The 18,059-nt window shown below is 43.5% G+C and carries 21 protein-coding genes and 1 tRNA gene; 3 read left to right on the top strand and 19 right to left on the bottom strand.

Annotated elements, in window-relative coordinates; all coding sequences use genetic code 11:
• The first annotated feature begins 144 nt into the window (after positions 1-144).
• Positions 145-215: transfer RNA gene (locus B7725_RS03070), tRNA-Cys, on the top strand.
• A 133-nt stretch (positions 216-348) separates the two neighbouring features.
• On the opposite strand, the gene B7725_RS03065 is transcribed toward B7725_RS03070, so the two are convergent.
• The 11 genes from B7725_RS03065 to B7725_RS03015 form a co-directional block, all read right to left on the bottom strand.
• Positions 349-1,680 carry a hemolysin family protein gene (locus B7725_RS03065; RefSeq protein ID WP_000390007.1) on the bottom strand — a complete coding sequence of 444 codons (1,332 nt, stop codon included), beginning with the start codon at positions 1,678-1,680 and terminating at the stop codon, positions 349-351.
• 125 nt (positions 1,681-1,805) lie between these two features.
• Positions 1,806-2,639 carry a DNA/RNA non-specific endonuclease gene (locus tag B7725_RS03060; RefSeq protein WP_084874508.1) on the bottom strand — a complete coding sequence of 278 codons (834 nt, stop codon included), beginning with the start codon at positions 2,637-2,639 and terminating at the stop codon, positions 1,806-1,808.
• Between the two features lie 40 nt (positions 2,640-2,679).
• Entirely contained in the window at positions 2,680-2,874 is a 195-nt protein-coding gene (locus tag B7725_RS03055) for a DNA-directed RNA polymerase subunit beta (RefSeq protein ID WP_061415718.1), read from the bottom strand.
• Positions 2,861-4,144: a UDP-N-acetylglucosamine 1-carboxyvinyltransferase gene (murA, locus tag B7725_RS03050; protein WP_084874506.1), complete on the bottom strand. Its 1,284-nt coding sequence runs from the start codon at positions 4,142-4,144 to the stop codon at positions 2,861-2,863. Before murA ends, B7725_RS03055 begins: the two co-directional genes overlap by 14 nt.
• Positions 4,145-4,167: 23 nt before the next feature.
• The gene (locus B7725_RS03045; RefSeq protein WP_084874505.1) at positions 4,168-4,398 is read right to left on the bottom strand and encodes a DUF1146 family protein; all 231 of its coding nucleotides are present in this window, start codon (positions 4,396-4,398) and stop codon (positions 4,168-4,170) included.
• Positions 4,399-4,453: 55 nt separating this feature from the next.
• Positions 4,454-5,491, bottom strand: coding sequence for a SepM family pheromone-processing serine protease (locus tag B7725_RS03040; RefSeq protein WP_057489243.1), 1,038 nt, complete (start codon positions 5,489-5,491; stop codon positions 4,454-4,456).
• Entirely contained in the window at positions 5,475-5,963 is a 489-nt protein-coding gene (gene coaD, locus B7725_RS03035) for a pantetheine-phosphate adenylyltransferase (RefSeq protein ID WP_001280714.1), read from the bottom strand. Before coaD ends, B7725_RS03040 begins: the two co-directional genes overlap by 17 nt.
• On the bottom strand, positions 5,953-6,492 hold the full coding sequence (rsmD, locus tag B7725_RS03030; protein ID WP_000706936.1) for a 16S rRNA (guanine(966)-N(2))-methyltransferase RsmD: 540 nt from the start codon (positions 6,490-6,492) through the stop codon (positions 5,953-5,955). The genes coaD and rsmD overlap by 11 nt, the downstream gene beginning before the upstream one ends.
• A gap of 64 nt (positions 6,493-6,556) precedes the next feature.
• Complete coding sequence (asnA, locus tag B7725_RS03025; protein ID WP_000747987.1) at positions 6,557-7,549, bottom strand: aspartate--ammonia ligase; 993 nt, start codon at positions 7,547-7,549, stop codon at positions 6,557-6,559.
• A gap of 109 nt (positions 7,550-7,658) precedes the next feature.
• Positions 7,659-8,342 carry a Bax inhibitor-1/YccA family protein gene (locus tag B7725_RS03020; protein WP_061598747.1) on the bottom strand — a complete coding sequence of 228 codons (684 nt, stop codon included), beginning with the start codon at positions 8,340-8,342 and terminating at the stop codon, positions 7,659-7,661.
• Between the two features lie 54 nt (positions 8,343-8,396).
• A complete protein-coding gene (locus B7725_RS03015; RefSeq protein ID WP_084874503.1) occupies positions 8,397-9,137 on the bottom strand; it encodes a TrmH family RNA methyltransferase in 741 nt (246 codons plus the stop codon).
• Between the two features lie 33 nt (positions 9,138-9,170).
• Here B7725_RS03015 and B7725_RS03010 point away from each other — a divergent pair, with 33 nt between their 5' ends.
• Both B7725_RS03010 and yidC read left to right on the top strand, forming a co-directional pair.
• The gene (locus B7725_RS03010; protein ID WP_001174619.1) at positions 9,171-9,449 is read left to right on the top strand and encodes an acylphosphatase; all 279 of its coding nucleotides are present in this window, start codon (positions 9,171-9,173) and stop codon (positions 9,447-9,449) included.
• A gap of 77 nt (positions 9,450-9,526) precedes the next feature.
• Positions 9,527-10,456 carry a membrane protein insertase YidC gene (gene yidC / locus B7725_RS03005; RefSeq protein ID WP_007522396.1) on the top strand — a complete coding sequence of 310 codons (930 nt, stop codon included), beginning with the start codon at positions 9,527-9,529 and terminating at the stop codon, positions 10,454-10,456.
• 72 nt (positions 10,457-10,528) lie between these two features.
• Here yidC and pflA read toward each other — a convergent pair whose 3' ends face one another.
• From pflA to rsgA, 8 genes are all read right to left on the bottom strand, one after another.
• Positions 10,529-11,323: a pyruvate formate-lyase-activating protein gene (gene pflA, locus B7725_RS03000; protein WP_001288284.1), complete on the bottom strand. Its 795-nt coding sequence runs from the start codon at positions 11,321-11,323 to the stop codon at positions 10,529-10,531.
• Positions 11,324-11,444: 121 nt separating this feature from the next.
• Positions 11,445-12,701: a diaminopimelate decarboxylase gene (locus B7725_RS02995; RefSeq protein ID WP_084874501.1), complete on the bottom strand. Its 1,257-nt coding sequence runs from the start codon at positions 12,699-12,701 to the stop codon at positions 11,445-11,447.
• A gap of 66 nt (positions 12,702-12,767) precedes the next feature.
• Positions 12,768-13,595, bottom strand: a complete 828-nt coding sequence (purR, locus tag B7725_RS02990; protein WP_002874197.1) for a pur operon repressor — start codon at positions 13,593-13,595, stop codon at positions 12,768-12,770.
• A gap of 104 nt (positions 13,596-13,699) precedes the next feature.
• On the bottom strand, positions 13,700-14,641 hold the full coding sequence (locus tag B7725_RS02985) for a 3'-5' exoribonuclease YhaM family protein (RefSeq protein ID WP_084874500.1): 942 nt from the start codon (positions 14,639-14,641) through the stop codon (positions 13,700-13,702).
• The gene (locus B7725_RS02980) at positions 14,631-15,887 is read right to left on the bottom strand and encodes a DNA recombination protein RmuC (protein ID WP_162279001.1); all 1,257 of its coding nucleotides are present in this window, start codon (positions 15,885-15,887) and stop codon (positions 14,631-14,633) included. The genes B7725_RS02985 and B7725_RS02980 overlap by 11 nt, the downstream gene beginning before the upstream one ends.
• 1 nt (position 15,888) lies before the next feature.
• On the bottom strand, positions 15,889-16,551 hold the full coding sequence (locus B7725_RS02975) for a thiamine diphosphokinase (RefSeq protein ID WP_084874497.1): 663 nt from the start codon (positions 16,549-16,551) through the stop codon (positions 15,889-15,891).
• Positions 16,514-17,170 carry a ribulose-phosphate 3-epimerase gene (gene rpe / locus B7725_RS02970; RefSeq protein WP_084874495.1) on the bottom strand — a complete coding sequence of 219 codons (657 nt, stop codon included), beginning with the start codon at positions 17,168-17,170 and terminating at the stop codon, positions 16,514-16,516. Before rpe ends, B7725_RS02975 begins: the two co-directional genes overlap by 38 nt.
• Before the next feature lie 10 nt (positions 17,171-17,180).
• Positions 17,181-18,059, bottom strand: coding sequence for a ribosome small subunit-dependent GTPase A (rsgA, locus tag B7725_RS02965; RefSeq protein ID WP_084874494.1), 879 nt, complete (start codon positions 18,057-18,059; stop codon positions 17,181-17,183).

Below are 18,059 nucleotides of genomic sequence, written 5' to 3'. Positions count from 1 at the left end.
AAACTTAATGCCCATAAAGCCTGATTTTCAGGTTTTCTCTCCCCATTTTTCTATCCAATCAGAAAGGGCAATCTTCTAAATTGGATTTTCGATTAAGAAACTATTGACGGGAAATGATTTTCAAGGTATAATAATAAACGTTGAGGCGGTATAGCCAAGTGGTAAGGCACGGCTCTGCAAAAGCTTGATCGTCGGTTCAAATCCGTCTACCGCCTTTCAGTACCTGAATTAACAGGAATTAACCAAATGAAAAGCCCGTAAAATCGGGCTTTTTTGTTATTCCAAATAGATAGGGATAACTGTATCTACCATATAGATTTACAAAAAGCAGCGACTCAAGTCACTGCTTTATTCTGTTTCTTCTTCAGTCTCTATTTCAGTGATTTGGACTTTTACCTTGGTAACACGTCCGTTTTTCACCTTGTCATTGGTTAGGATGATTTGTTTGTTTTGGCTGACCAATTCATAACTGAGTTTTTCAGTCGTTGGAATCATTCCCACACCCGTCAAATAATAACCGGCGATGGTATCAACATCATCACTTTCCAGTTCTACATCAAAGTAGTCATTAAAATCATTAAGATTCATGGTACCTTGAACGATATAGGTATCTTCTCCTATTTGATGGACTTCAATTTCAGCCTTGTCAGTCTCATCATCAATCTCACCAACAATTTCTTCTAAGAGGTCCTCCAGAGTTACCAAACCAGCCATTCCACCATATTCATCTAGTAAGATGGCCATTTGATTTTGGGTATTTCGAAGTTCTTTAAGAAGATCGTCCACAAAGATAGTCTCAGGAACAAACAGTGGCGTTTGGAGAATTCGTTTCCAGACAATATTGTCAAAGCCATCCACAAAAGCAGCATTCAACAAGCGCTTGGTGTGAATCAAACCAATCACATTATCCTTATCCCCATCATAAACAGGGATACGTGAGAAATTTTGCTTTAAAATACTCTCGATAATCGTTTGACTGTCATCCTGAATATCCACCATAAAGGCATCTGTCCGAGGAACCATGACTTCTCTCGCCATCAGCTCATCTAGAGAGAAAATCCCTTGTAACATCTCGATTTCGTCTGCATCCAAAGTTTCCTCACTTTTGGTCAACATGTACTCAATTTCATCTCGAGTCATTTTTTCATCCGCATCATCAAAGGTCATTGGCGTTAAACGACTCAAGAGATTAGTTGAAGCAGATAACAACCAGACAAAGGGACTGACAATCTTTCCAAGACCAATAATAATTGGTGCTGTTCGAATTGCCAAAGCATCTTTTAGATTAAGGGCAATCCGTTTAGGATAGAGTTCACCAAAAACAATAGAGATGTAGGTCAAGATTGCCAAAGAGAGAAAACTTGCAATGGCGTAAGCCGTCTCTCCGCTTCCCATCCAAGATGCGATCACTTGTCCAAGGGTATCCGCCAATTTGGCCCCTGACAAGATGGTAATCAAGGTGATACCAACTTGAATCGTTGATAAAAAGTGGTTAGGATTTTCAAGTACCTTTAGCAAACGGATGTAACGTTTGTCTCCCTCTTCTGCCTTTTGTTCTACTCGGGAACGGTTTAGTGACACCATTGCCATCTCAGTGGCTGAGAAAAAAGCATTTAACAAGGTCAAGATAAATAATAATACAAACTGTAGCAACAAATGCTGACTGCTCGGGTCTTCCATAGTCCTTCTCCTAAAATAGTATCTTGTGTTTCATTATATCATAAAATTCTTCAGGATTCACATTATTTTTCATTTAAACTACAACTCCCCTGCCTCTAGAAGACAAAGGAACTGTTTTATTGTATCTATTGTTTCTGATCTGTCACCGTTACTTGACCTGTTCGGTAATCAAGCTGGATTCCCTTTTGAACATTGGGGATTAGCACGTTGAACTCCAATTCACCATCCGAAGATTTGGCTTCAATTTGTGAAGCGGATGGAACTAGATCTTCATTTGTCGCATAGTGGAGTGTCACGCGGTAACGGACCCTCTTATTTTGGTCCAAGGCTTTTCTGACCAAACTCTCATAGTAGTTCTGACCTGTCGAATCCTCAGCCTGCGCTTGGTTAGCCCAAGCTGTCTGGACTGCAATGTTCTTAGGATTGCTGGTAGAGGCATCAAAACCATCCAAACCACCTATCAAGGCATAGCCCAGCAGGTGTCCTCTATCGACTGCATGTGTATAGGCTCCCTTTAGATTCTTGACCTGATGCCATCCTGGTGGCGTCCAAGAAGTGGATCCATTTCCAGTCTCTTCACGATTTTTATACTGCCGAGTCGCTTTAGATAAGATGGCATTGGCAACAGTTGGGACTGTTTCTTTTCCAACTATCTTTGTTTTATTATCCGCATAGGGTTTGCTAGAAACTTTGGCATCTAGATTGGTTTTATTGCCATTGACAATGAAGGCTCCTGCTCCATTCCACTCGAGATCCCCCTTGATTTGGTTCTTAATTGACTCAGTTAAGACACTTTCAGCCAGCTCCTGACTGGGAGCTTCTGAAGCTTGCTTTTTCTGACTAACCCTAGTTCTAGGGGTGTTTGGCGCTGTCTGCATCTGCTTGATATAATAGCTTCCCGCAGCCAAGAGTAAGAATAGAAGTAACCCTATCAGAGCTTGTCTTGTTTTTTTGTCCATTTTTCTCCTTATTTCTTTAGAAAAAGACTGGTCTCCCAGTCTAATTTCCTGTAAATTTGCTAATCAATTCCTGCCACTTTGCCGGAGATAAGATAGCCCACGGATCCTGTCCCTTTCCTAGGATGCCATAGCCAACCATCAAGCCGATTCCTAAAGCAAGGAAACCTATCAAGAGAACAATAAAAATCAACAATAGGCGACGGAGTACATAGCGTAAGTTTTTATTCTTCTTCATCATTTGCCTCAATTCGCTGAATCTTCGCTCCTAGCTGAGCCAATTTCTCATGGAAGCGGTAATAACCTCTATCAAGGTGGACTAATTTACCGACAACTGTTTCTCCCTGCGCAACCAGACCTGTCAAAATCAAAGCAGCACTAGCGCGAAGGTCCGTTGATAGAACTTCTGCCCCCTGTAAAGCCTGTCCCCCTACAATACGAGCTGTATCACGGATAATCTCTGAATGTAAGCCCATACGGCGCATTTCCTCCAAGTGTTGGAAGCGATTCTCAAACACCGTTTCCACCATGGTGGATTCCCCTTTTGCAACTGTCATCAGAGCTGTAAATTGTGCCTGCATATCTGTTGGAAATCCTGGATGTGGCAAGGTTTTTACATGAACAGCCTTGAGATTTTCAAGTCGGGAACGAACACGAATACCTTCAGATTCCTCTGTCACTTCAACACCCATCTCAAGTAGTTTTGAAATCAAGGGGCGATTATGCTCCCATACTGCATCACGAACGAGAACATCCCCACCTGTCATAGCTGCAGCCACCATAAAGGTTCCGGCTTCGATACGGTCCTGTACCACATTGTGGGTCGTACCATGGAGTTCCTCAACACCAATCACGGTGATTGTTTCTGTGCCAGCTCCCTTGACCTTGGCTCCCATTTCATTAAGGAAGATAGCGAGATCAACAATTTCTGGCTCACGCGCAGCATTTTCAATCACTGTCACACCATCAGCTAGAGTTGCTGCCATCATGAGGTTTTGTGTTGCGCCGACACTAGGGAAATCCATGTAGATATGAGCGCCATGCAAGTGGTCTGCCTTGGCTTCGATGTAACCAGCTGCCTGAGTGATTTTAGCCCCCATAGCTTCCAAACCTTTGAGGTGGAGGTCGATCGGACGACTCCCGATGGTGCACCCCCCTGGCATAGAAACTTTGGCATGGCCTACACGAGCAAGGATTGGCCCCAAGACAACGATGGATGCTCGCATCTTGCTGACATATTTATAAGGAGCTTCCTCCGTGATATCACCAGTCGCATCGACCTCGACAATATGAGCTTCCTCATCAAAGTCCACCTTGGCATTCAGACCACGAACTACTTGATTCATGGTGAACACATCTGACAAGATAGGAACGTTCTGCAAGACTGTCTTACCCTTGCTTGCTAGAATAGTCGCTGCCAACAAGGGCAAGACTGCATTCTTTGCTCCCTCGATCGTCACACTCCCGACCAGACGATTATCCCCGCCTTGAACCACAATTTTTTCCATAGTTGTTTCCTTTACTTTTGATTTTATAATAGTCCCTTAAGTGCTTCTTGCCACAGTTGATATAAACTGATAAAGAATGAACTCAAGATGTAGCCCATTACAATACTAAAGAAGCCTACCAACAAACGAACTTTTTTTGTGTTAGTAGAGGTCACTTTTAAAACCTTTTCCCATCTCACAAGATCTTTCAAAAGGTAAAAACTCAAATAAATAAAGAGTATATGACTACTTAAAGTGAATAATAATTGAACCATTTGACTATTATACCATCTTATCCGCTTGCGCGCTAGTTTTCGATTTTTCTACGAATCAGGGGTTGTTTTTAAGGTAATCAATCGCATCCTGCAAGGTTTTAACGGGAACGATTTTCATCTCTGTCTTGATAGTTTTGGCAGCTTCTAGGGCTGTTTCATAGTTGCTTTTCGCATTGGGATCTGCTTTTTTTGCTTCCTCGGTGACTGGATTGTCAGGGGCAAAAAAGACGTTGGCTCCCTGACGAGAGGCTGCAACTACTTTTTTGTCAATTCCACCAATGTCGCCAACATTTCCGTCCCGATCAATGGTTCCCGTTCCCGCAACGATACGGCCATTACGAAGTCCTGGATCTGCTATCTGGGTGTAAATAGCTAGACTAAACATAAGACCGGCACTTGGTCCCCCGATACCAGCTGTTGAAAAGCGAATGGGAACATCACTGGTCACTTCCGTACGGTCAATCAAACCAATCCCAATCCCGTTTTTCCCGTTTTCGAGAGTGATAATTTTACCTTCTGCAGACTTGACTTTTCCGTCTTCTTCATAGGTTACCTTGACCGTGTCCCCTAATTGTTGAGAGTTGACATAGTCGACCAAGTCTTTTGAACTGTCAAATGTTTTGTCATTAACAGCCGTCACGGTATCTGCGATGTTCAGAATGCCCTTAAAAGTTGAATTGTCCGTCACGGTCAAGACATAAACTCCCAGGTACTTGAGTTCGATATCCTTACCAGCCGTCTTCAGTCCTTGATACTTGGCCATGTTTTGAGAAGTTTGCATATAGAACTGATTGATCCGCATAAACTCTGCATCCGTAGAGCCACCCGTTGTCTCCTTAGCGCTTCGAATATCCGTAAATGGTGTTAACCAAGCATAAACAAGATGCGACAGGGTTGCGTGTCGAATCCCAACTGTCACAAACTGGTAAGCTCCTGCTTCCGTATCCTCTGTTTCATTGACTTTCAAAACTCGACGAATATCTTCCGCTCCACCTGGAACTTCTATGTAGTATGGTAAAGGTACTACAAAGGCTAAAAAAGTCAATACTAGTGCTAGGATGACATATAAGGGCCATCTAGTTTTTTTCTTCATGTTCTAATTCCTCCACAACACTGTTTGGGACATATTGCTGAATCTCCTGACCAAACTTCAGAAGTTCTCTCATGGCTGAAGAGCTAATATAAAGATGCTCTGGGCGACTATATAGGTAAATGGTTTCGATTTCTGGAGCCAGTTGATGATTGTAGTAATCAAAACTAGACTCGTATTGCAAGTCGGTGGTATTTCGCAAGCCACGGACAAGGGTCTTAGCACCCAGTCTTCTTGCAACATCTACGACTAGTTGGTCATGAGAAGCCAGCACCTCTACATTATCTAAATGCGCCACCGCTTTTTCGACTGCTCGTTTGCGATTTTCAACAGGGAGAAAGCCTTGTTTGTGGGGATTGTAGAAAACCCCGACATAGAGCTTATCAAAAAGTTTGCTGGCACGTTCAATGATATCTAAATGTCCATTTGTCATCGGATCAAATGAACCTGTAAATAATCCAATTTTATCTGACATAGACTGTCACCTTACTAATTCCATAAATTTTTTCCTTCCAGATGCCTAAGCAGGTGATTTCTTCTGGAAGTTCTACAGACTTATCGGTTTCACAGACAACCATGATCTCTTCGGAGAAAAGGTTTCTTTCTGCCATTTTTTCGATATCTGCAACGATTTGTTCCTTGGCATAGGGAGGGTCTAAAAAGACCAGGTCAAAGGGACCTTTCACTTGCTCCAAGGCCCGTTCAGCCTCCATCTTTAAGAGCTGAAATTTGGAAACTTCCTTGGTCATTTGGATATTTTCAGCGATGATAGCTTGTGCCTTTCGATCCCGTTCCACTAAGACAGCATGGGACATCCCACGCGAGACTGCCTCAATAGATAAGCCGCCACTGCCAGCATAGAGATCCAATACACGACCACCATCAAAATAGGGACCTATCATGTTAAAGATAGCTCCACGCACCTTATCCGATGTCGGCCTCGTCGTCTTTCCTTCTAGCGTCTTGAGAGGACGCCCTCCGTAGATTCCTGATACGATTTTCATACCGTTTATTATACCAAATTATAGGCAAAAAGAGAAAGAAAACCGAACCTTGCGGTTCGATTCTCTACAAGATATTTTCGTAAGTATCGCGGACTTCTTGAGGCCAAACACTAGTCTGAACTTCTCCAATGTGTTTCTTGCGAAGTAAGAACATGGCCATCCGAGACTGTCCGATACCCCCACCGATTGTCAGTGGGAAAAGACCGTTAAGCAGAGCTTTATGCCATTCCAGCTCAAGCCGATCTTCGTCTCCTGTAAGAGCCACCTGGCGACGAAGTGTATCCTCATCTACCCGAATCCCCATTGAGGAAAGTTCAAAGGCACAACCAAGAGATTCGTTCCAAACTAGAATATCGCCATTCAACCCTTTGTAGCCATTTTCAGACTCTGTTGTCCAGTCATCGTAGTCAGGTGCACGGCCGTCATGAGGTTTGCCATCAGGCAACTCGCCACCAATACCAATCAAGAAGACAGCACCAAACTCTTTACAGATTGCATTTTCACGCTCTTTCGGTGTCAAATCTGGATAGCGTTCCACCAACTCTTCTGTATGGATAAAGGTGATTTGTTTTGGCAAGATGGATTCAATATCGTAGCGCGCTTCTACGGCTAGCTCTGTCAGACGAATAGCCTTGTAAATCTTCTCAACGGTTTCTTTAAGATAAGCGATATTGCGTTGACCATTTGGAATCACTTTTTCCCAGTCCCACTGGTCCACATAAACTGAGTGAGTCGCATCAAGCGAATCTTCATCTGGACGAAGGGCCTTCATATGAACAAATAGACCTTCACCTTCTCCAAAACCAAAGCGAGCCAAGGTGTGGCGCTTCCATTTGGCTAGTGAGTGAACGACTTCATAAGTTTCATCTGGAATCTGCAAGACCTTTACGGATACTGGATGTTCGACACCGGACAGGTTATCCTGCATCCCATCACCAACCTTGCTCAAGATAGGGCCTTGAACTTCAACAACTTCTAACTTATCTTTCAAATACTGGGTAAAGGTGTTTTTGACAAAGGAAATCTCTTCTTGCTGATGGATAAAACTTTTCTTCATAAACGGCTCCTCAAAAATTAGTTAAAAGCATTATACACCTATTTCCAAGAAAAGAAAAGAGTAAATAAGAAAAAGTCAGAGCTCTTTCGAACACTGACTCTGTCATTCATTAATCGTTTCGACCAAAGATTCGTAAGATGCTAAGGAAGAGGTTGATAAAGTCTAGGTAGATGCTGAGTGCCATTGAGATGATCCAACCTGTCGCTACTTGTCCTCGTGACTGCTCATAAACATAGCGAATCTTTTGGTTGTCCCAAGCAATCAAACCTGAGAAAACCAAGACCATGGCAATACTAATCATGTAGTCAAAGAAACTATTGGCTAAAAATAGATTCACAACCATAGCAATGATGAGACCAACAAGCGCCGCCATCAAAGCTCGACCCATGCCACTCAAATCTTTCTTGCTGAAAATTCCGATCACCGCCATGACAAAAAAGAGAAGGGCACTGGATATAAAGGCTGATAAGACGGTCCCAGGCGTATAGAAGGCTACGACAAAACTGAGCGTAAATCCATTTAAAACAGAATAAACTAAAAATACTGGGAGAGCTGCTGGGCTGTTCTTCGCAGCCATGCTACTTGCAACAAAGACTAGAGCAAGTTCTGCAAAAGTTGCAATCATCAACCAGAGACGACCATGCATTAAAAAGTAAATCAACTGGGACTGAAAAACTGTCAACATCAAAGCTGACACGAGAGCTGATAGACCAATCCCAAGTCCTACAAAGGCATAAACCTTGGCGTAAAATTGATTGAGACCTGAACGTTCTTGAATAATTGTTTGATTCATTCTGATTCTCCTTTTTCTATAAATATGTCTTGATTATAACAAAGATTTTATAAATTAGCTAAAATAAAACATCAATATACCTGCTGCAACTGCCACGTTGAGACTTTCTGCTCGACCTTTCATGCCAATATGAACCAGCTGATCAGCACTCTCAGCCATGACAGAACTAATCCCCTGTCCTTCATTTCCCATGACTAAAGCAAAGTTTTCTAAGGGAGAAAGCTCATGATAATCCTTGGAATCTTTAGATAAGGTCGTTGCCAGAATGGGCAAGTTGCTCTTCTTTGCCTCTTCTACAAAGGAAGCAAGAGACATCCGATAGATGGGCAAGTGAAAATGACTTCCTTGCATGGAACGCAGGGTCTTGAGACTGTAGATATCCGCTGACTTATCTGAAACAATAACCCCTGTAAAACCTGCCGCATCCGCAGTTCGAATCATGGTGCCAACATTACCAGGATCTTGGATATCCTCTAAAAATAGAAACTTACCCTGACGGAAATCAGGCAGCCCCACTTCTTCTTTCTGAATCACCGCAACAATCCCTTGAGGAGTTTGCGTATCTGCCAAATCCAGCAAAATCTCCTCTGAAACCCAGATAGTTTGAGGAAAGGCGGCTAGCTGATCTCGGTAACTTTCTAGGGCAAAGATCTTTTCAATCGTCACTCCAGCTTGAACAGCTTCTTCAAACAAGTGCCAGCCTTCAATCAAATAGGTAGACTTTCGATATTTTTTTTGATGCAATTTCTTGGCATTTTTTACCACAGAATTGGCTTTTGAGGTTATAATAGTCATAGAAATATTATAACACAATCAAAGGGGTTTGGTATGCAAAAGGTTAGAATGATTGCCCAAGGTAGGGTGCAGGGTGTTGGTTTTCGCTGGGGTGTTTATACTTTAGCGCTTGAAATCGGTGGCATCACTGGTCGTGTCTGGAATAATGACGATGGCACAGTGGAAATTCTTGCTCAGGCAGACTCCTCTGCCACTATGGCAAAATTTATCCAAGAAATCCGAAAAGGTCCGACACCCTTTTCAAAAGTTACCTATCTAGATGTACAAATGAGCAACTTTTCATCCTATCCAGACTTCAAAGTCGCAAATTAGGTCTCTAGAACTATTGTATATTTTACAAAAAAACAGTAGAATAGAAAGGTATAATTTTTAAAGAAGGAATGAAAACATTGAAATCTATTAAACGTTTTGCCCTCTCTGCTATGGGAGTGGCTATGCTACTCGTCTTGACAGGCTGTGTCCAAGTAGACAAAGCAACAGGACAACCTACTGGTTTTATCTGGAACACTATCGGATCGCCTATGGCAGAGGCTATCAAATACTTCGCTACTGATAAAGGTCTAGGCTTTGGTGTGGCTATCATTATCGTAACCATTATCGTACGTTTGATTATTTTGCCACTTGGTATCTACCAATCATGGAAAGCAACGCTTCACTCTGAAAAGATGAATGCTCTCAAACATGTGCTCGAACCACATCAAACACGCCTTAAAGAGGCAACAACTCAGGAAGAAAAACTAGAAGCACAACAGGCTCTCTTTGCTGCACAAAAAGAAAACGGCATCAGCATGTTCGGTGGTGTAGGATGCTTCCCTATCCTCATTCAGATGCCTTTCTTCTCTGCTATCTACTTTGCAGCCCAGTATACTGATGGAGTATCTAGCTCTACCTTCTTGGGTATCAATCTCGGTTCCCCAAGTATGATCCTTGTCGCCTTCGCTGGTATCCTCTACTATCTCCAATCACTCCTTTCACTTCACGGAGTAGAAGATGAGATGCAAAGAGATCAACTCAAGAAAATGATTTACATGAGCCCACTCATGATTGTCGTCTTCTCCCTCTTCGCACCAGCCAGTGTGACACTTTACTGGGTTGTCGGTGGTTTCATGATGATTCTCCAACAGTTCATCGTTAACTATGTTGTTCGTCCAAAACTTCGTCAAAAAGTACGTGAAGAATTTGCCAAAAATCCACCAAAAGCAAGTTCAGCATCAACTACAGGCGGGCGAAAAGATATCACTCCTAACCAAGCAACTGCAATTACGACTACTAAGAAACATAAAAAACGTAATGCTGGTAAACAACATTCTAGAAAATAAGGTAACGGCTTAGCTGAAAGGCTAAGCCTTTTTTGCATTACAAAAGCCTGATGTTCCCATCAGGCTTCTTTTTTATCCATGTACACGTTTCATATAGTCTTGATAGCTTTCTGTGTCCATGAGTTTTTTGGCATTCTTGACACGATCTGCTGTTGGTGGTTTTACCCCTTCAAGTGAGTATGGAATTCCAAGTTCACGCCACTTGAATTCTCCCATAGTGTGATAAGGTAGAATTTCAAACTTATCAACGTTTTTGAGGGTTTTGACGAATTTACCGAGTTCAATCAAGTCCTCATCTCTATCTGTCAAGCCTGGAACCAACACATGGCGAATCCACACAGGCTTCCCAATATCTGATAGATATTTTGCACAAGCCAAGATGTTTTTATTGGTTTGGCTGGTAACAATTCTGTGTTGTTCATCGTTGATTTCCTTGATATCCAGGAGAACCAAATCTGTCACAGCCATGAGTTTATTAAACTTTTCGAGATAACGTGGTTTATTACGGAATGGAAGGGCACAGGTATCCAAGGTACAGTGGATTCCTTTTTCCTTGGCCTTGGTAAAGAGGGCAATTAGGAAATCAATCTGTAAGAGGGCTTCTCCTCCACTGACAGTAATTCCTCCCTTGTCTCCCCAGAATCCACGGTAGCGAAGGGCTTCTGACAAAACATCGTCTACTGTCCGTCTTCGTGATTTATTGGTCTCCATAGCCCATGTATCAGGGTTATGGCAGTATTGGCAACGCATCTGACAGCCCTGCAAAAAGACAATAAACCGAATCCCAGGGCCATCTACCGCCCCAAAACTCTCTGTCGAATGCACCATTCCTGTCACTTGTCCATAGTCAATTGTTTCTTCAGACATATCGTCACCTTCCTTGAAACCGTTTTATAGTTTTATTATATCACGAGTAAGGTGAAAAACAAGGTTTTTTTGTCTATTTTTTAGAAAGCAATCTGTTTTTCACTTTCATTTTCAATTTCTTTTAATGATCCGATTCAAAATCAAAACCATACAAGGTTGCAAAATAGTCCTCAGGGCGCTCTGAACGGCGGATTTGGCGGGCTTTTCCTTCTTCGGTATAGAGGATTTCTGCCGAGCGTAGTTTGGCATTGTACTGATAACCCATGGAGAATCCATGTGCACCTGTATCATGAATTACCAGCAAATCACCGATTTCTGTATGAGGTAGCTCGCGATTCACTGCAAATTTATCATTGTTTTCACAGAGTGAACCGACCACATCTACCACCTCAATAGGTCCATCTGGATGAGTCAGATTGGTGATATGGTGGTAGGCTCCATACATGGCTGGGCGCATGAGGTTGACTGCTGATGCATCCACACCTAGATAGGTACGGTAGGTTTTCTTTTTATGAGTTACTTTGGTGACGAGAACTCCATGAGGCGCCAGCATAAAACGGCCCAATTCAGTAAAAATCTTGACCTGACCAAGACCTGCTGGCGTAAGGACTTCTTCATAAACCTTACGCACACCTTCACCAATCATCGCAATATCATTTGGCTCCTGGTCTGGACGGTAATTGACACCAATACCACCAGAAAGATTGATAAAGTCTAGCGAAATGCCCAACTTTTCCTTGATTTCAACAGCCAATTCAAAGAGCTGACGCGCCAACTCTGGGTAGTAGAGATGGGTGACAGTATTGGATGCTAGGAAAGAGTGAATCCCAAATGTCTTGGCTCCTTTTTCCTTCAAAATTGCAAAGGCTTCAAAAAGCTGGTCCTTGGTCATCCCAAACTTGGCTTCCCCAGGATTGTCCATGATATCTGTTCCTAGCTCAAAAACGCCACCAGGATTGTAACGACAAGAGATGATTTCTGGAATGCCTGCTGCACGCTCTAGATGTTCAATATCTTCAAAGGCATCCAAGTTAATGGTTGCGCCCAATTCACGCGCATAGGCATATTCCTTGTCTGGCGTGTTGTTAGAAGAGAACATGATTTCAGAACCGGGGAAATTCAGTTTGTGGCTCATCAAGAGCTCCACGTAACTAGAACAGTCCACACCACAACCTTCCTCTTGGAGGATTTTCAAGATGGCTGGGGTTGGAGTGGCCTTGACGGCAAAATATTCTTTGAATCCCTTGTTCCAGGAAAAGGCCTTGTTGACGGCTCTTGCTTTTTCACGAATCCCCTTCTCGTCATATAAGTGGAAGGGAGTCGGGAACTCTGCAACAATTGTTTCTAAATCTTCACGACTGATAAATGGTGTTTTCATAGGCGTCCTTCTATTCTGTTTGCAAAGAAAGGCTGGGACAATCGTTCCAACCTTTAGTTCTATCTCTTATTTGTCTTCGTCAAAGATATTTCCAATCTCAACATCGATGGATTGGTTCTTAACATCAATATTGGTTACTTTCAAGAGTGACTTGTAATCAAACTGCTTTTCACGTTCTTCTTGGGCATTGTCTGCAAAGACTGCGACACCAGCTAGTTCAGAGTCGAACTCACGCAAGAGACTAATCATCCCGTTGACAGTTCCGCCGCCTTTCAAGAAGTCATCCACGATCAAGACACGACTGCCTGCCTTGAGGCTACGTTTTGAAAGGAACATTTTCTCTATGCGGTCACCGCTTGAACCTGAAACATAGTTGACGCTGACCGTTGAACCTTCGGTAATTTTCAAGTCACGACGCACAATGACAAATGGAACATTGAGGACATTGGCAACTGCATTTGCAAGCGGAACCCCTTTAGTTGCTACTGTCATAACGGCATCGATTTTTTGGTCCATAAAGCTCTTGGCAATGATACGACCAATATTTTTCAAAATGGCAGGCGTACTAAGCAGATCAGACAGGTAGATATAGCCGCCCGGCAAGATACGATCGCTTTCTGAAAGTTTGTCACGCAAATCTGCGATCATTTCTTTGGCTTCATGACTCGAAATTGATGGTGTAAAGATAACGCCACCACCTGCTCCAGTCACAGTCTGAATATGGCCGATTTCAATTTCCTCAAAGGCACGCTTGATAATCACGATATCCTCTGAAATCGATGATTTAGCAGACTCGTACTTTTCTGCAAAGGTGTTGAGACTTGTTAATTTGTATGGATTATTAATCAAATAGTTGGAAATGACAACCATCCGATCACTTCTTCTTAATTTCATTTTTATTTACCATTCCATTTAATTTTGATATTTTATCCATTATACCATATTCACATAAAAAAACGAACATTATTGCGTAAAAAATGCTCGTTTTTCTTAAATTATTAATCTAAATCTGGTTTATAGAAGGAACGATTGTCCATAGCGAAGATTTTATTGGTCATCTCTCCTTTGTCCACCAAAGCTAGAGCTGTTGACATCATCATCATGCTGGCATCGAGATTATCGATCATATGAATAATCTCTGCCTCCATAATGCGTGGACGGACTGGACTTCCATACTCCAGCAAGCCATGATGACTGAGAATCACATGGCGCAGTAGCACCACTTCTTCTCTGGTATCATCGATGCCGAGTTCCATAACTGTCTTGGTAATTTCGCTATCGATGAGGGCGATATGGCCGATGAGATTGCCTCGCACTGTGTACTCCGTCTGATCAGGACCACTGAGTTCTAAAACCTTGGCCAAGTCATGCAACATAATCCCCGCATAGAGGAGGCTCTTGTTGAGCTGAGGATAGATGTCGCTAATGGCATCTGCCAAGCGCACCATGGTTGCTGTATGATAGGCCAAACCCGTTTCAAAGGCATGGTGGTTGGTCTTGGCAGCTGGATAGGAGTAGAATTCCTTATCATATTTGGTGTAGAGGCTGCGAACAATACGCTGCCAGACAGGATTTTCAATCTTGAAAATCATTTGCGACATGTAGTCACGGATTTCCTTAACATCAACTGGCGACTTGACCTTGAAATCAGCTGGATCGTTGGGTTCGCCAGGCTGAGGCAGGCGGAGAGTAATTTGATTGACTTGAGGAGTATTATTATAAACTTCTCGGCGCCCTTTCATATGGACCACTTTCCCTGCGGTAAAGGCCTCAATGTTATGAGGCTGGGCATCCCAGAGTTTTCCTTCAATCTCGCCACTATCGTCTTGGAAGGTAAAAGCTAGGTAGTTTTTCCCAGCTCGTGTCTGTCTCAGGTCAGCTGATTTGATCAGGTAAAAGCCTTCAAACAGCTCATCTTTTTTCATGTGACTAATCTTCATATTCTTCCTCATCTTCTTGGAAATGGAGTAAATCAAGCGCAGGCTCACCTTCTGATAACTCAATGTGACGGAGCGTTCGCTCAATAGCTGTGGTGCGACGGTTTAATAATTCATCAATATTGCCAGAGGCATGTTGGAGATGCTTTTGTGCCTTGACCAAAATTCCCCCGAACTTGCCAAACTCCGTCTTGACGCTGGCAAGGGTCTTGCTGATATGGTCAGCACTCTTTTGGATATTGAGAGTTTTGAAGCCAACTGATAGAGAGTTAAGCAGGGCTGATAGGGTACTTGGACCTGCGACAATAATCTGCTCTTCCCGTCTCAAATCATCAAAGAAGATCGGATTGCGAACAATCTCTGAGTAGAGTCCCTCTGTCGGAACAAACAAAACTCCAAAATTGGTCGTCCGAGGTGGTGCTATGTACTTGCTCTTGATATCCTTGGCGAAACGCTTAACGCTTGCTAAGAGAGATTTACGACAGCGTTCAATTTCGTCCTTATCACCTGCTTCATAGGCTTCTTCTAAGCGGTAATAATCCGCCAGTGGAAACTTGGAGTCAATCGGCAGGTAGACATATTCCTGGTCGCCTTGGCCAGGTAACTTGATGGCATACTCTACTCGTTCACTGGAGTTTTCAACCGTTGCAAATTCTCGTTCGTACTGGGCTGGTGTCATGATGTCTTCGATGATTTGCCCCAGTTGCAATTCTCCCAGAATGCCTCTCGTTTTGGTTCCAGAGAGAACCTTGTTGAGGGCCCCGACATCGCGGGCAACTGTCTGCATTTCTCCAAGGCCTCGATTGACCGACTCCAATTGCTTGGAAACTGTCTCGAAGGAAGCCTGCAAGCGTGTCTGCAAGGTCTTTTCTAGCTTTTCCTCGACCGTCTGGCGCATTTGTTCTAAACGTTGCTCATTGGACTCCTGCAGGGCTTGGAGACGTTGGTCGGTCTTGTCTCTGGTTTGAAGGAGATTCTCGTTCATCTCCTGTCTAACTTGAGTCAAGCCTTGGTGCAACTCCATTCGCACCTCCTGCAAGCGATCGCTGACAGCCACTTCTAAGTCTTTTTGATCTAGTTGACTGGCTTGTCTGGCTTGTTCAAAGCGATAATCCAGTTGATCTGAAAGATTGTCTGCTTGATCCTCCAAACTCTTGGCTAGGTACTTGTCTTGCTTATCCTGCCTTTGCCAAATGAGAAAGAGCCCAGCTAGATTGGCAATTAATAATAGTAGTAATACAGTCTCCATCCTACCTCCTGTCCTTGCTATGCAGCACGACGACATAGCCATCTGGGCAAGTAACCGAAACTTCCCTATCTATATATTCGTTAGAAGCGTACACTTTTTTAAAGAAAAAATTTTCCTCTGTCAACTCGTACTTGGCTCCGAGAATAGTCAGCTGGCTATCCCGAACCGGCATAAAAGCTAGATAATCATAGTCTGAACGGGGTTCTAGCTGACTGGTCCCTTCTGGACAATAGCTAATCACATTTTGCCCATCCTCAATCGCTATCTGACGCATATAGGGTGCCAACTTGGGATTGCTAGGTAGAAAAACATTGGCCAACATATGGTCAATCCGGCCACCTAGGGCACCGAAAATAGTGACCTGAGCCTGAGGATTTTGCTCAAAGACGGTTAAGAGAGCCAATTCCAGATCTGTATCATCTTTTTCTGGTTGAGCTTGGACAAAATGCTGGGCACGTTTTTGAATCACCTGCCGCTCTTCTGCAGTCACCGAATCAAAATCCCCAACTGCTAGAGTGAGAGGAAGGTCTTCTTCCAAGACCCAGAGCGAACCGCGATCCACACCGACAAAGCAATCAAAATCCGTCCGATAATGACCGCGGTCTCCGCCAGCAAAAACGGCAACCCTAGTCCAGTTGTTTTCTGAGAGTTTGTACTCGCTCATTGACATCTCCCTTAAAGACATAGGAACCTGCTACAAAAACGGTCGCACCAGCTTCTTTGGCTTGGGCAATAGTTTGATCATCAATACCACCATCCACTTCGATTTCAAAGTTCAAACCTTTTTCCTGACGAATGGCAACCAACTCACGGACCTTATCCATGGTTTCAGGCAGGAAGGCTTGACCACCGAAGCCAGGGTTAACCGTCATGACCAAGACTTGGTCAACTAGGTGAAGCACGTGCTTAATCGCTTCAACAGGTGTCCCGGGATTGATAACAACCGAAGGTTTAACACCAAGCGAACGAATTTTTTGGAGGGCTCCATGGATATGAGGCGTCGCTTCTACATGGATACTGATAATGTCTGCACCTGCACGCGCAAAATCTTCTAAGTGGTGTTCAGGATTTGCTACCATCAAGTGGCAGTCAAAGACCATCTTACTATGTGGACGAAGAGCTTCGACCACACCTGCACCAAAACTGATTTGTGGTACAAAGTGACCATCCATGATATCGATATGGGCGTATTCTGCACCAGTTGCTTCTAGGCGTTTGATTTCACGTTCAAAGTTGGCATAATCTGCTGCCAGAATTGACGGAGCAATCTTGTATTGAGACATGGGTTTCTCCTTATTTTGGAATTTTTTTGCTGACTTTTTTATAGGTTTCTCTGCGATTTTCAATTTCGCTGAGGAATTGTAGGTAGTTGTCAAAACGGAAGTTGGCAATGATGCCCTCTTCTACAGCTGGCTTGACGGCACAGGACGGCTCATGGGTATGGGTACAGGTACGGAATTTACAGTCTCGACTGACACTAGCAATCTCTGGAAAGGCCTGATTGAGGTCTTCTGCTGTTGACACTTCATAATCCAGTGATGAAAAGCCTGGCGTATCTGCGATTTTACCACCATTAAGATTGTAAAAACTAACAGCACGAGTGGTGTGGCGACCACGACCTAGACTATCTGAGATTTCTCCTGTTTCAAGATTGAGGTCCGGTGCGATTTTGTTGAGAAGGGTTGACTTCCCAACACCTGTCTGCCCCATAAAGACTGTAATCTTGCCTGTTAACAAGGGCAGGAGTTCCTCCTTACTGGTCACAAAGTCATAGCCAATGGCACCGTAGGTCTGCTGGTAAAAAGCCAGTTCTCCTCTATCTTCCAGCAAGTCCATTTTAGAAATATAGACGATAGGATGGATACCCTTGTGCTCCAAAAGAACCAAGAAACGATCCAGCAAATTGCTGTTGAAGTCCGGTTCCTTGACGGACATGATCACCACAGCTTGGTCAATATTGACAATAGGTGGACGGACCAGACTGTTTTTCCGTTCGTGAATCTTGAGAATATAACCTTCAGAATTTTCCTCCGCAGAAAAATCTACCCAGTCTCCGACGTATGGCGTGTGGCCTTTTTTACGGAAATTTCCACGCGCGCGTGTTTGATAGACCTGACCACCACTCTCTACATAATAGAATCCTGCCAAGGCTTTAATGATTTGTCCCTGCAT

Origin of the sequence: Streptococcus oralis subsp. tigurinus (assembly GCF_002096275.1) — a bacterium.
Lineage (GTDB): Bacteria > Bacillota > Bacilli > Lactobacillales > Streptococcaceae > Streptococcus > Streptococcus oralis_CN.
The sequence above is the reverse complement of the archived record's forward strand: the minus strand, read 5'-3'. Positions and strand labels throughout refer to the sequence as shown.

Excerpts from the sequence above, each read along its gene's own strand:
- rsmD (WP_000706936.1), bottom strand. The coding sequence starts at position 6,492 with ATGAAAATCGTATCAGGAATCTACGGAGGGCGTCCTCTCAAGACGCTA.
- B7725_RS02995 (WP_084874501.1), bottom strand. The coding sequence starts at position 12,701 with ATGAAAACACCATTTATCAGTCGTGAAGATTTAGAAACAATTGTTGCA.
- B7725_RS03010 (WP_001174619.1), top strand. The coding sequence starts at position 9,171 with ATGCAAAAGGTTAGAATGATTGCCCAAGGTAGGGTGCAGGGTGTTGGT.
- B7725_RS03015 (WP_084874503.1), bottom strand. The coding sequence starts at position 9,137 with ATGACTATTATAACCTCAAAAGCCAATTCTGTGGTAAAAAATGCCAAG.
- B7725_RS02985 (WP_084874500.1), bottom strand. The coding sequence starts at position 14,641 with ATGAAGATTAGTCACATGAAAAAAGATGAGCTGTTTGAAGGCTTTTAC.
- rsgA (WP_084874494.1), bottom strand. The coding sequence starts at position 18,059 with ATGCAGGGACAAATCATTAAAGCCTTGGCAGGATTCTATTATGTAGAG.
- murA (WP_084874506.1), bottom strand. The coding sequence starts at position 4,144 with ATGGAAAAAATTGTGGTTCAAGGCGGGGATAATCGTCTGGTCGGGAGT.
- purR (WP_002874197.1), bottom strand. The coding sequence starts at position 13,595 with ATGAAATTAAGAAGAAGTGATCGGATGGTTGTCATTTCCAACTATTTG.
- pflA (WP_001288284.1), bottom strand. The coding sequence starts at position 11,323 with ATGTCTGAAGAAACAATTGACTATGGACAAGTGACAGGAATGGTGCAT.
- asnA (WP_000747987.1), bottom strand. The coding sequence starts at position 7,549 with ATGAAGAAAAGTTTTATCCATCAGCAAGAAGAGATTTCCTTTGTCAAA.
- coaD (WP_001280714.1), bottom strand. The coding sequence starts at position 5,963 with ATGTCAGATAAAATTGGATTATTTACAGGTTCATTTGATCCGATGACA.
- B7725_RS03045 (WP_084874505.1), bottom strand. The coding sequence starts at position 4,398 with ATGGTTCAATTATTATTCACTTTAAGTAGTCATATACTCTTTATTTAT.
- B7725_RS03065 (WP_000390007.1), bottom strand. The coding sequence starts at position 1,680 with ATGGAAGACCCGAGCAGTCAGCATTTGTTGCTACAGTTTGTATTATTA.
- B7725_RS03040 (WP_057489243.1), bottom strand. The coding sequence starts at position 5,491 with ATGAAGAAAAAAACTAGATGGCCCTTATATGTCATCCTAGCACTAGTA.
- B7725_RS02975 (WP_084874497.1), bottom strand. The coding sequence starts at position 16,551 with ATGAGCGAGTACAAACTCTCAGAAAACAACTGGACTAGGGTTGCCGTT.
- B7725_RS03055 (WP_061415718.1), bottom strand. The coding sequence starts at position 2,874 with ATGAAGAAGAATAAAAACTTACGCTATGTACTCCGTCGCCTATTGTTG.
- B7725_RS02980 (WP_162279001.1), bottom strand. The coding sequence starts at position 15,887 with ATGGAGACTGTATTACTACTATTATTAATTGCCAATCTAGCTGGGCTC.
- B7725_RS03060 (WP_084874508.1), bottom strand. The coding sequence starts at position 2,639 with ATGGACAAAAAAACAAGACAAGCTCTGATAGGGTTACTTCTATTCTTA.
- rpe (WP_084874495.1), bottom strand. The coding sequence starts at position 17,170 with ATGTCTCAATACAAGATTGCTCCGTCAATTCTGGCAGCAGATTATGCC.
- B7725_RS03020 (WP_061598747.1), bottom strand. The coding sequence starts at position 8,342 with ATGAATCAAACAATTATTCAAGAACGTTCAGGTCTCAATCAATTTTAC.